This is a genomic window from Acinetobacter sp. ANC 5045, from assembly GCF_004331005.1.
GTDB classification, from domain to species: domain Bacteria; phylum Pseudomonadota; class Gammaproteobacteria; order Pseudomonadales; family Moraxellaceae; genus Acinetobacter; species Acinetobacter towneri.
In genome coordinates, this window is the sequence record NZ_SJNS01000003.1 from 89643 (window position 1) to 101701 (window position 12059).

Here is a 12059-nt window from a genome sequence, read left to right on the forward strand (position 1 = left end):
CTAAAACCAGCCTTTACGCCCTTGCAATTGCCGATCTGCACAGCGAATGGCTTCCTGACTCAGTCCCCAAAGTCGATAATCACCAATTAAAGAACCTGCAGCAAAATTATGGGTATAGGCAAAACTGAGTTGACGGTCAGGATCACACCACGCGCCTGAACCATTAAAACCCATGTGTCCAAAACCGTGAGAGCGCTTACCCAAACTTAATACACGGTGATAGCCTAATCGCCAATGCATCGGGATAGGCATAACTCGATCACGCTGCACATATTGCACTTGGCTTAATTGCTGAAAAACTTCAGGCTGAACCAATTGCTGACCCTGCCATGATCCACTCTGCGCCAACATGGCATAAATACGTGCCAAACTTTGGGCAGTAAATACACCATTGGCAGCAGGAATCACAGCTTGCAAACCAGTATCACTAAAAAAACTAAAATTTTTCATGCCTTTGGAAATCATGCCATCCTGAAAGTCTTGCGGATTTTGCCCACTCCATGCAATGACTTTATCGAATATTGATACAGGACGTTTGCTCGATTTAGCTTGGTTTTGAACTTTAGCTGTCTGTTTATTTGTGGGTGATGAATCTGTTTGCACTGATGTCACAGCAGTTTTAAATGGTCGTGCGACACGCGAAAGCTCAGATGCAGGCACACCAAAATAAGCCCCATCCAAAGCCAAAGGTTCAACCAAGTATTGCTGCATCAGTTCAGCCAATGTTCGACCTGTAGCTTTTTCTAAAATCCCACCGACCAGCCAACCAAAAGTTAAAGGTTGATATGCCGCCTCACTTGCCACATCAAAACGAGGCTTGGCTTGAGCCAGCACATTCAGCATGTGCGACCAATCTGCCATTTCAGTCGCATCGGCTATGATATTACGTATGTCATATAAACCACTTTGATGGCTTAGTATGTGCTTTAAAGTCATCGTTGCTTTGCCATTTTGGGCGAATTCAGGCCAGTATATATAAATGGGAGTATCGTAATCGACCAGTCCTTGACTGACCAAAATATGTGCCAGTGTCGCTAATACACCTTTGCCTGTGGAATAACATACCGATAACGTATCGGCTTGCCAGTCTTCATCTGGCGACTTTTTACCTGTGTAAATATCGACGACTTTCTGACCTTGAAAGTACACCGCTAAAGCAGCTCCGCCCTGTTGGCTACGTGCATTTTGCAAACGGCTAAATTGCATCGCTAAATCATGAAACTCAGGCGCAACCCATCCACGATAATTTTCATTTTCAGCAAAAATATAATCCTTTAAATGTTGCATCGTCCTGTTTATCTCGTTTTTCTTGTTAATAAAAGTTTAGCGCAAATAAAAAGCCCAAATTTAAATAATCTGGGCTTTCGATCACTGAATTAAAGCGCGGTGACAACACCTGTCACATGCGGTTTTTGGTTTTTACTGTTACGAATTAAAAAATCTGTATTTTTAGCGTCCGTTGCAGTTAAAAACTCAACTTTAGATGGCAAATACATAGGTAACTTAAACCACACATCGACTTCATAAGCATCTGGCAAAGTTAAACTAGATAAGGCTTTGGCTTTGCTCCACATGCCGTGCGCAATCGCTTGTTTAAAGCCAAATGCTTTTGCAGTAATCGCGTGGATATGAATTAAGTTAAAATCGCCAGACGTTAAAGCATAACGGCGACCTGTATTTTCAGAAATATCCCATTCAGCTTGAACGGCATAGTTTAGCGCTTTGCTTTCTGCAGGCTTTGCAGCAGCTTTAGTGGTGGTTTTTTGACGTGCTAAATACGTGGTCAAACCTTCCATCACCACCTCATTGCCTACTTTAACGGTGGTAATAAAATCAAACTGTACGCCTTTATCATGTGGTTGCAATTCACCAAATTTACACGACAAGGTCAGTTGTTCATTCAATCCAACTTTACGGCTTTGTTTGACTTGGTTGCGAATATGCACCAAGCCCAAAATTGCAAATGGAAATGCTTCTTGGGTCATCATGTGCATTTGCAGACTTTGTGACAATACAGCCAAATAAATTGCAGGAATATAGCCGTTATTTTTAAAACCTGTCACTGCATTATAGGCTTTTAAGTGCTTTTGATCGACCTTGAATGAATCCACCACATATTCAACTTGCGGCAGAACTTTTTCACCTTTTGGCTTTTTAAAAATTAAGCCCTGAATCACTTTTGGATAGGCTAAATAGGGTTTTGGAAGTTGACTAAAATGGCGAGTATTCATACTGAACCTTTGAGAAGTTTTTCTAATTTATTTAATGGAGTTCTTTCTCCCGCTGGGAGAAAGCTAGAGAGAAGGGTTAATAATCTATCCCCTTATCTCCCTCTCCTAAATCCTCTCCCCAAGGGAGAGAACTTTGAAGGTGTTAAGCCCCTAACAAGCTTTGACCACAAACACGTACCACGTTACCATTAATACCTGTCGATGCCGATGAAGCAAAGTAAGCAATGGTTTCTGCAACGTCTACAGGTAAACCACCTTGGCTCATAGAGTTCATACGACGACCAGCTTCACGAATAGCAAAAGGAATTGCCGCGGTCATTTGCGTTTCAATAAAGCCAGGTGCAACGGCATTAATCGTGATCCCGTTGTTTAAAACAGGTGCGGTAAATTTCACGACACCAATCACGCCAGCTTTAGATGCTGCATAGTTGGTTTGACCCAAGTTGCCTGCAATACCTGAAATTGAAGATACGCAAACGATACGACCATTGGCATTTAAACCATCATTTGCCAATAAGTAATCGTTCACACGCTCAATTGCAGACAAGTTGATGTTAATGACTAAATCCCAAAGCTCTGGTTTCATATTTGCCAAAGTTTTGTCACGGGTAATCCCCGCATTATGCACAATAATATCCAAACCACCTTGTGCAGCGGCAGCTGTTTTAATTTGCTCGCCTGCATCTGCAGCAGTAATGTCAATTGCTAGCGTTGAACCACCAATTTCAGCAGCAACACGGTCTAAATCTGCTTGTTGTTGTGGAACGTCTAGGCAAATAACGTGTGCACCATCACGTGCCAACACATGCGCAATCGCTTCACCAATACCACGGCTTGCACCTGTCACCACTGCAGTTTTACCTGCCAATGGTTTTGCCCAATCTACATCTACAGTTGCAGCACTCGACACACGAATCACCTGACCTGACACATAAGCAGAACGTGGTGAAATTGCAAAACGTAACGTAGATTCTAAGTTTGCTGCAGCACCTTGATCGACATAAATTAAGTTAGCCGCAATGCCTTTTTTAAATTCTTTGCCTACCGATTTTACAAAACCTTCCAAAGCGCGTTGTGCAATGGCTTTTTTCACACTGCCTGCAGTTTCTGGTGTAGTACCAATCACCACCACGCGACCAGAAGCCTGAATTTGGCGTGAGATTGGGTTAAAGAACTCATAAAGCGCTTTTAATTGTTCAGAGTTTTCAATACCTGAAGCATCAAACACCACCACTTTAAATTTAGATTCTTTATCGCCTGGATTGAATGCACCTAAATTTAAGCCCACTTTTGCCGCAGCTTGTTGCAATTCTGCATTGTTACCTGCATAACTGTTGGCATGTACATTAGCTAAAACTTGTGCAATTGATGCAGACAAATCACTTGCAGGGGCTGCACCTAAAAGTACTGCACCTTTTACCACTGGTGTTGCAGACTCAAAACGATCTAAAAAAGTTGGGGATGGTAAACCCAAATTTTTAATGACAAATTTACCAATAGGAGATTTTGCAAATGTTTGATATTGATCAGTCATGATTATTATCTCTCATAAATTCATTTTTTGATGGATTACACGATATCTTTTAACATCAATATGATGCCAAATGCCCACATTTCAATAGCGTTACCCGTTTGTGCTAAATCATACTTGAGTTAATTATGAGATGTCTTGACCTGAATGCATTCTGCAATGTCATTGTAGTCAATTCAGCTGTCATACTATTGTGCTAATGTACGCATCAAGTAGACCCTTAACATGCTTGGAAAAGCCTTATGAGCAAAACAACTCAAGAAAATCCAGCAGTGGAAAATTCTGCAACGGATTCTGTGTCAAATACATCAACTGCTAAACGTACAAGCAAAAGTAGCAACACTGCAACCCGTTCCAACACGAGTACGACAAAAACTACACGTACCCGCACGACTAGCCGTGCTAAAACAACTGCTTCAACGCAAACAAAAGCACCATCTAATACCAATACCTCTGTTCAACAGGATAAAATTATGAGCCAAAACACTGTTCGCCGCGTTGCTATTATCGGTGGTAACCGTATTCCATTCGCACGTTCTAATGGCGCTTACTTTACTGCATCTAATACAGATATGTTTACAGCAGCATTAAATGGTCTTGTTGAACGATTCAACTTACAAGGTCAGCGTTTGGGTGAAGTTGTTGCAGGTGCAGTGCTCAAACACAGCCGTGACTTTAACATGACTCGTGAGTGCGTACTCAATACTGCCCTTGCTCCTGAAACACCAGCTTACGATATACAACAAGCATGTGGTACTGGCTTGCAGGCTGCTTTTTTAGTTGCGAATAAAATTGCACTTGGTCAAATCGAGGTTGGTGTTGCAGGCGGTGTAGATACGACTTCTGACGCACCAATCGCTTTTGGTGATGGTTTGCGTAAAGCATTGCTCGAATTGAATATTGCAAAGACAGGTAAAGACCGCTTAAAAGCATTAACCAAAATCAATATTAAAGATTTAATGGATGCGCCACGTAACGGTGAACCACGCACAGGTTTATCAATGGGCGACCACCAAGCCATTACTACGTTGGAATGGGGCATCTCTCGTGAAGCGCAGGATGAGTTAGCAGCTTCATCTCACCAAAAAATGGCAGCTGCCTATGACGAAGGTTTCTTTGATGATCTCATCACGCCATTTTTAGGTTTAGAACGTGACAATAACTTACGTGCAGATTCTACTGTAGAAAAACTAGCGAAGTTAAAACCTGCTTTTGGTAAAGGCGACGCGCGCACTATGACTGCAGGTAACTCGACTCCACTAACCGATGGTGCATCTTGCGTATTACTTGCCTCTGAAGAATGGGCAAAAGCCAATGGTCACGAAGTCTTGGCATATTTGACTTTCCAAGAAACTGCAGCAGTTGATTTTGTAGGCAAAAAAGAAGGTTTGTTGATGGCACCTGCGTACGCTGTTCCACGTATGCTTGAACGTGCTGGTTTAACATTACAAGACTTCGATTATTACGAAATTCACGAAGCGTTTGCATCTCAAGTCTTGTCGACCTTAAAAGCATGGGAAGATCCGAACTTCTGTAAAGAGCGTTTAGGTTTAGATGCACCTTTAGGATCAATTGATCGTAGCAAGCTGAACGTCAAAGGTTCATCTTTGGCAGCAGGTCACCCATTTGCAGCAACAGGCGGACGTATTATTGCCACTGCGGCGAAACTTCTGAATCAAAAAGGTTCAGGTCGCGTATTGGTGTCAATCTGTGCAGCAGGCGGTCAAGGTGTAACAGCCATTATTGAAAAATAATTCTGCCTAGTTCTAATTTAGATAGAGATAAAAGCCACTTGATTCATTCAGGTGGCTTTTTTATAACCCTAAATTTATAGCAGCCAACTTTTAATTAGCTACTAGCGCTTTATCTGACTGAATGTTGCGGGGCATAACCCAGTTTCGCTTCAATATGGTCATAACAATATTGAAAAATAAAGGTATAGAGCAAAATGCTGAGCGTCATCAGCAAATCAATCAAAATTGCCTGCAGCAGGGATATTTCTAAGGCATACGCCACCATGGGAATAGTGGCGAGCATTAAGCCACCTTCAAAACCGATTGCATGTAAAACGCGGATTTTAAAAGTTCTGCGTAATTGGTGTTGCGCTTCAAACTTTTCAAAATAATGATTGAAAAACATATTCCACAGCACCGATGTCACCGCCATCGCAATGCCTAGACCACCTGTCACTTGCATTGGCATTTCAAACACATAACTTAATGCCAAAGCAATGATGACCAATAAAATCACTTCATAACTCAGGGCATGTACCCATCTTCTTTTGGAAATCAACATCTGCTTACTCAAATACTTATCCTTCCCCGCTTATTTTATTTTCATTTAATTGACCAATCGAGTTAGAATCCATCAATAATATTGAAAGATAAAAGCCAACCTCTGTCATGAATATCAATCAAGATCAGCTGATTATTTTTATCACCGTCATGGAAACGGGTTCTTTTTCTGCAGCTGCACGTCAATTGGGCAAAGTGCCTTCGGCAATTAGTATGTCAATTGCCAATTTAGAAATTGATTTAGACTTAAAACTGTTTGAACGGGTTGGGCGTGAACCTCTGCCTACCCCACAAGCACAGAGTCTTTACGAAAAAAGTAAACAACTGCTCATAGAAATGAAGCAGTGGAAACAGCATGCTTTTGCACTCAGTTCTGGGCTAGAACCCCACTTAAATATTGTGGTGGTATCTGAATTACTACACACTCGCTGGACAGATTATATTGTGCTGCTAGAACAGCAATTTCCTGAATTGCAGATCAATATTTTCTCTGCACCACAAGAAGATGCGTTACATTTACTGATGACTCAAGCAGCGGACTTGGCCTTTATGTTTGAACGCGAACAATTACAAAGCAGTGAACAATTTGTGGAATTAAAACGTGAAATTTTAGTGCCTGTCGCTGCCCGACATTCACCGCTGGCTGAATCTGATCAAGTCAGTTTTGAACAGATTTTACAAAATCGGCAAATTGTAGTGGCGAGCCGTGATCGGCAGATTAAACCCGAGTTGTTATTTTCTAAGCACTATTGGCGTACCGATAATCATCATTCTGCCTGCAGTATGATTAAGCAGGGTTTAGGCTGGGGTGTCTTGCCCTTGGAAATGCTGAATGAACATCCCGAACTACAACACGAATTAAAAATTTTACAGCTGCTAGATTTCACCCCAAAATTTGAATATTTTGTCGATTTGGTCTGGAGCCGAGAACATCAATTGGGCGCTGCTGCTCATTTTTTGATTAATCACGTCCGAAATCTGAGAAAAACTGGTAAATAATCCACAAACCCTCTTACTTGGTACTTGGGTTAAAAGCTGTTTGTGATATAACTGAATGTATAAGCAATAACCTAAGAACTAGATCTCGAATGACACAGACAGCCTTAAATCAACTAAAAAACTTAACCACCATTGTTGCAGATAGTAGTGACTTGGCTGCGATTGAAAAGTTTCGTCCTTTGGATGCGACCACCAACCCATCACTCATTACGGCGGCTGCAAATCAACCTGAAAATAAAGCGTTGATTGAAGCTGCATTTGAGCAAGCCAAAGCTGAAGGTTATACAAATGATCTATTGGTTGAGCGCAGCATTGATATTTTAACGGTCAAATTTGGTGTAGAAATTTTAAAGCTGATTGAAGGTCGTGTTTCGACTGAGGTGGATGCTTCTTTGTCTTATGACAGTGATGCGACCATTGCCAAAGCCAAAGAACTTTTAGCACTGTACCAAGCTTATGGTGTTCATTCAGACCGCATTTTGATTAAGATTGCATCGACATGGGAAGGCATTCAAGCGGCGAAAGTGTTGGAAGCCGAAGGCATTCACACCAATTTAACCTTATTGTTTGGTTTACATCAGGCACATGCTTGTGCAGATGCCAAAGTGACGTTGATTTCACCATTTGTGGGTCGTATTTTAGATTGGTATAAAAAAGCTGAAAATGTCATGTACTACCCTATTGAAAAAGATCCGGGTGTACTTTCGGTGAAGAAAATTTATCAATTCTATAAACAGCATCAAGTACAAACTGAAATTATGGGCGCGAGTTTCCGTAGTATTGATCAGGTTTTGGCTTTAGCTGGTTGTGATTTATTGACCGTTGCACCAAATTTATTGGCAGAACTTGAAGCTGATGAACGAGAAGTCGCTGCAGCGTTATCGACCAATGGCATTCAAGTTCAAGCTGAACCACTGGCAGCAATTGAAAAGGAACAATTCAAAGCGCAACTTGAGGCAGATTTGATGGCGTTCCAATTGTTACAAGGCGGCATTGATGGCTTTATTAAAGCGCGTGAGCAACTTGCCACCCTATTACGCCAGTCTTTCGGCTTAGATGCAGAGATTAAAGCTTAAGCTTTAACCTATCCCAGTAAAATTCCAAAATTTTTACTAAGCCACAAAACCGATGTTGTTATACTGCAACATCGGTTTTTATTTAGGTGAGTTTGCGTGTTTGGTATTAGTGACCTCAGCACTTTTATAATTGGCACAACCTTAATTGTGCTCTTGCCTGGCCCAAACTCACTCTATGTCATGTCAGTGGCTTCACGCTTTGGGATACGCACAGGCTATGCAGCTGCTTTCGGTGTATTTACGGGTGATCTGATTTTAATTGTGTGCACCATTTTAGGGGCAGCCTCATTATTGCATGCTTTTCCATGGCTATTCACCTTATTAAAAGTAGTTGGTGCGCTCTACTTAGGCTATTTAGGTATTAAACTACTGATTGCAGCCTATAAAACATGGTTTCCACAAACCAGAACTTCGCACGCCAATCTTTCTACAACAGCAACGAGCAATACAACTGAACGGGTTCATCCCTACCGAACTGCTTTAATGATTAGCGTTATTAACCCAAAAGCAATTTTGTTTTATTTGTCTTTTTTTGTGCAATTCGTCAATCCTGATTACACCTACCCGATGCTGAGCTTTGCTGTTTTAGCCATCGTCCTACAAATCATTAGCATGGGTTATTTATCTATCTTGATTTTTTCAGGAGTCAAATTAGCCAGTTATTTCAATCAACGCTATAAAATTGCAGCCATTTGCGTTGCAAGCATTGGTATTTTGTTCTGCGGTTTTGGCTTTAGACTGGCAAGCTCAACGCTATAAAAAAAGTATAAAAAACACTTTTGACTATTTGTTCAAATGTGTATGATCTGTTCATAAATTATAGAAAATATGTCTAAGAAAGCATGCAAAAACTTTTAAATGACTTCTCTGTGCCTGCAGTATTTGCAGGTTTTATTACCTTCTTGGTCGGTATTAGTGTTTCCGCGGTTTTAGTCATTCAGGCAGCACAAATTTTAGGCGCAAGTGCTAAGCAAATCAGCTCTTGGTTTTGGGCGTTGGGTTTAGGTATTGGTCTAAGCGGGCTGATTTTATCTTGGAAATTTAAATATCCTGTGGCGACCTCATGGTCTACCGCAGGCTTGGCACTGATTATCGCCACGGGCAGCGGTTATAGCTTACACGAAGCAATTGGCGCATTTTTGTTTTGTGGCGTACTCACAGCAGTGCTTGGCTTTTTGGGTATTTTTGAAAAGGTACTGACTTATATTCCACAAAGCTTAACCAGCGCCATGTTGGCAGGTGTGCTGCTTAAATTTGGGATTGCCCTATTTACCAGTCTGCAAGAAGCATGGGCATTTATTTTGTCTTTATTGGCAGCCTATGTATTGGCAAAACGATTTAGCCCGCGTTATAGCATTGTTTTAACTGTATTGATTGGGGTCGCACTATGCCCAATCTTCTTGCAATTTCAAATGCCGAGTGTGCAATGGAGTATTGCACAACCAGTTTGGATGCAACCTGAATTAAGTTGGTCTGCTATTTTAGGTTTAGCCCTGCCTTTGTTTGTCATTAATATGGCATCGCAATATTTACCCGGTCTTGCCATGATCAAAAGCTATGGCTTTAACCCGAATGTACGTCACCTAATTGGCTGGACAGGCATAGCACAAGCGATTTTCGCGCCATTTGGATGTTTTAGTGTCAATATCGCATCCATCAGTGCTGCTATTAGCTTAGATGATCAATCGCATCCCGATGCCAGTAAACGCTATATTGCGGGAATTAGCTGCGGTTTGTTTTATATCTTGATGGGGATCTTTGCTGCAACGCTCACCAGTTTGTTGATGTCATTCCCAGCTGTTTTTATTACTGCTTTGGCAGGAATTGCACTGCTTGGCACTATTGGACACAACATCGCCCTCGCCTTTCAGCACGTTGCAGAGCGTGAAGCCGCTTTATTGACCTTTTTATTTAGTGCTTCTGGGGTGCAGTTTTTTGGTATTGGTTCTGCATTTTGGGGACTGATTTTTGGTTGTGTGGTTTTGGCAGTTTTAAAGTTTAAACAAAGCAAAAGCTAAATAACTTAAGCAGTTAACAAACACTTTTTTCTGAAGCATCGTATTGATTTATTGTATGCGCGATACATTAGGGTCTGCTGTGCTTCGGATAAATTCTACTGTTTTAGCAAAAGTTTGCTGGCTTTCTTTTTGGTGCATAAAAAATTGATATTCGTGAATTAACCATGCTTTTATATCTGGATAAAATGCTGTCGTCACAGGAATCTGCTGTTGCTGTAAAGCATGCAGCATCGGCATAGATTGAGTTTCTGTTAAAAAGTCCTTGTTACCACCACTGATAAATACCGCAGGATAGTTTGCCGTTAAATGTTGAATAGGCGAAATATTCTTCAGAAATTCACTGTCCTGTTTCCGATCTCCCGTGTAAGCCTGCACCAAATTATAAACACCCCACTCTACGATATTCATTTCATCTGGCGCAGTTTCAACAAACGCTTTTAGATCATAAATCCCGCAGTGCAAAATCAGCCCTTTAAGTTGTTTGCGCTGAATAGTCGGCTGTAAATTAGACTGCTGTGCAAATGCAGGATTACTCAATAATGCGGCATAATGGCTAGCTAAATTCGCCCCTGCAGAATCGCCTGCTAAATATAATTGTTGTGGATTAAGCTGATATTTTTCTGCATGTTGCGTGATGTAATTTAAAGCCTGATCAATTTGTTGCAACTGAGTAGGATAAGTTGCATGCGGGGCAAATTGATATTGTACGGCAATTACATTAAAGCCCTGCGCGGCTAATAATTTAAAATAGCCACGTGCGTGGGCTTTTGAACCTGCAATCCAGCCACCACCATGAATCCAGACAATTGTCGGGCGTGCCGCTAAATCTTGCAATTGACTGTCTTGATACAAGTCAAAACTCAAATTGGGCTGCGTTGCATACACAATATCATGCTGCACTTTTATGTTTTTGGGTGCATAGCGATCCATGTTTTTTTGCTGCAAACCTGTGGTGAGATTAAATGCACTAGCAATGATTCGACTGTTCTGCTGCGTGGTTTGACAAGCACTTAACAATATAAAACACAGCAACATCCAAAATAATTTCAAACCACATTTCCCTCAAGATTCATACGCCCAATTCAAACCCAAGTTATTCAAAATATTAGGATCCAGGGTCTGTTGATACTTCGTCTATGTTTGCGACGATGCATATTTTTTAGCTGATATAAGGCATGAGGCAGGAAATTTAGTCATTCTAAATGACTGACTCATAACGCAATAGCAGCAAAAAATATGCTCGTCCTGAAAGGCTGTGGCTAAAACTTTCTCAGATTGCGTTATGAAACTTGGCAATAGTCTCGCTATTCCCTGCGTTTCATGCCTGATCTGCTCAGTTTTAGCCTACAGCGCAAGCCATTTATGAAATGTCAACAGACCCTAGGGATTAGTCGGTAATTTCCATTCCCAAGGCTTGACTAAATTTGGTCTGATCTTTAGGTGAAACCAATACAAATTTTGGCTGCCCCGCTAGAAGATAATCAATTTTTAAACGCTTCAGCGACAAAGCAGGTGACGCTACCGAATTATTGGTTTTAGATATTTTTTGAATACTGTCGCGTGGAATGTCCCATTTTAAAAACATGCAACGGATCTGCAAGCGTTCTGCATCGACCTGATAGCGCGTATTGAACACAGGCCACCACAACACAAAAATGGTAATGAAATACACCCCTGTGTGCACAGGAAATGCTGGCATCGTGCCTTTGGCGTACATGGTCAGCAATAACTGAATCAATAGACCAGACATACAAATCACAAAAGCCAAAACCCACCAATCTTTTTTAGAACGAAACGTTTGCATAAAAATTCCCCTATTTACTTCATTCTATACATAAAAGTAGGTCTGGATTAAAGCTCGTTGCTGAAATTGCTCAAAAATGTCATAAAAAAACGCCCCGAAAGGCGTT

The 12059-nt window shown here is 41.2% G+C and carries 11 protein-coding genes; 5 read left to right on the top strand and 6 right to left on the bottom strand.

Features of this window, described 5'->3' with window-relative positions; translation table 11 throughout:
- The 3 genes from E0H79_RS04365 to E0H79_RS04375 form a co-directional block, all read right to left on the bottom strand.
- Complete coding sequence (locus E0H79_RS04365) at positions 1 to 1287, bottom strand: serine hydrolase domain-containing protein (protein WP_131260929.1); 1287 nt, start codon at positions 1285 to 1287, stop codon at positions 1 to 3.
- A gap of 89 nt (positions 1288 to 1376) precedes the next feature.
- Positions 1377 to 2231, bottom strand: coding sequence for a MaoC family dehydratase (locus tag E0H79_RS04370; protein WP_131260931.1), 855 nt, complete (start codon positions 2229 to 2231; stop codon positions 1377 to 1379).
- A 142-nt stretch (positions 2232 to 2373) separates the two neighbouring features.
- Positions 2374 to 3765, bottom strand: coding sequence for a 3-oxoacyl-ACP reductase (locus E0H79_RS04375; protein ID WP_096900884.1), 1392 nt, complete (start codon positions 3763 to 3765; stop codon positions 2374 to 2376).
- Between the two features lie 239 nt (positions 3766 to 4004).
- Between E0H79_RS04375 and E0H79_RS04380 the strand changes: the two genes are divergently transcribed.
- A complete protein-coding gene (locus E0H79_RS04380; protein ID WP_104852102.1) occupies positions 4005 to 5516 on the top strand; it encodes an acetyl-CoA C-acetyltransferase in 1512 nt (503 codons plus the stop codon).
- A 109-nt stretch (positions 5517 to 5625) separates the two neighbouring features.
- Here E0H79_RS04380 and aceI read toward each other — a convergent pair whose 3' ends face one another.
- The gene (gene aceI, locus E0H79_RS04385) at positions 5626 to 6057 is read right to left on the bottom strand and encodes a chlorhexidine efflux PACE transporter AceI (RefSeq protein ID WP_104852103.1); all 432 of its coding nucleotides are present in this window, start codon (positions 6055 to 6057) and stop codon (positions 5626 to 5628) included.
- Positions 6058 to 6164: 107 nt separating this feature from the next.
- Between aceI and E0H79_RS04390 the strand changes: the two genes are divergently transcribed.
- The 4 genes from E0H79_RS04390 (at position 6165) to E0H79_RS04405 (ending at position 10149) form a co-directional block, all read left to right on the top strand.
- A complete protein-coding gene (locus tag E0H79_RS04390) occupies positions 6165 to 7055 on the top strand; it encodes a LysR family transcriptional regulator (protein ID WP_131260933.1) in 891 nt (296 codons plus the stop codon).
- A gap of 89 nt (positions 7056 to 7144) precedes the next feature.
- The gene (gene tal, locus E0H79_RS04395) at positions 7145 to 8131 is read left to right on the top strand and encodes a transaldolase (protein ID WP_131260935.1); all 987 of its coding nucleotides are present in this window, start codon (positions 7145 to 7147) and stop codon (positions 8129 to 8131) included.
- Between the two features lie 96 nt (positions 8132 to 8227).
- Positions 8228 to 8890: a leucine efflux protein LeuE gene (gene leuE / locus E0H79_RS04400; RefSeq protein WP_004973255.1), complete on the top strand. Its 663-nt coding sequence runs from the start codon at positions 8228 to 8230 to the stop codon at positions 8888 to 8890.
- A gap of 83 nt (positions 8891 to 8973) precedes the next feature.
- Complete coding sequence (locus tag E0H79_RS04405) at positions 8974 to 10149, top strand: benzoate/H(+) symporter BenE family transporter (RefSeq protein WP_131260936.1); 1176 nt, start codon at positions 8974 to 8976, stop codon at positions 10147 to 10149.
- A 48-nt stretch (positions 10150 to 10197) separates the two neighbouring features.
- Here E0H79_RS04405 and E0H79_RS04410 read toward each other — a convergent pair whose 3' ends face one another.
- Entirely contained in the window at positions 10198 to 11184 is a 987-nt protein-coding gene (locus E0H79_RS04410) for an alpha/beta hydrolase (protein WP_131261006.1), read from the bottom strand.
- A gap of 352 nt (positions 11185 to 11536) precedes the next feature.
- The gene (locus tag E0H79_RS04415; RefSeq protein WP_131260939.1) at positions 11537 to 11953 is read right to left on the bottom strand and encodes a PH domain-containing protein; all 417 of its coding nucleotides are present in this window, start codon (positions 11951 to 11953) and stop codon (positions 11537 to 11539) included.
- Between the last annotated feature and the right edge of the window lie 106 nt (positions 11954 to 12059).

Bases quoted from the DNA above. Each gene is read 5' to 3' on its own strand.
- E0H79_RS04405 (WP_131260936.1), top strand. From the start codon at position 8,974: ATGCAAAAACTTTTAAATGACTTCTCTGTGCCTGCAGTATTTGCAGGT.
- E0H79_RS04390 (WP_131260933.1), top strand. From the start codon at position 6,165: ATGAATATCAATCAAGATCAGCTGATTATTTTTATCACCGTCATGGAA.
- E0H79_RS04365 (WP_131260929.1), bottom strand. From the start codon at position 1,287: ATGCAACATTTAAAGGATTATATTTTTGCTGAAAATGAAAATTATCGT.
- E0H79_RS04370 (WP_131260931.1), bottom strand. From the start codon at position 2,231: ATGAATACTCGCCATTTTAGTCAACTTCCAAAACCCTATTTAGCCTAT.
- E0H79_RS04415 (WP_131260939.1), bottom strand. From the start codon at position 11,953: ATGCAAACGTTTCGTTCTAAAAAAGATTGGTGGGTTTTGGCTTTTGTG.
- tal (WP_131260935.1), top strand. From the start codon at position 7,145: ATGACACAGACAGCCTTAAATCAACTAAAAAACTTAACCACCATTGTT.
- E0H79_RS04410 (WP_131261006.1), bottom strand. From the start codon at position 11,184: ATGTTGCTGTGTTTTATATTGTTAAGTGCTTGTCAAACCACGCAGCAG.
- aceI (WP_104852103.1), bottom strand. From the start codon at position 6,057: ATGTTGATTTCCAAAAGAAGATGGGTACATGCCCTGAGTTATGAAGTG.
- E0H79_RS04380 (WP_104852102.1), top strand. From the start codon at position 4,005: ATGAGCAAAACAACTCAAGAAAATCCAGCAGTGGAAAATTCTGCAACG.
- E0H79_RS04375 (WP_096900884.1), bottom strand. From the start codon at position 3,765: ATGACTGATCAATATCAAACATTTGCAAAATCTCCTATTGGTAAATTT.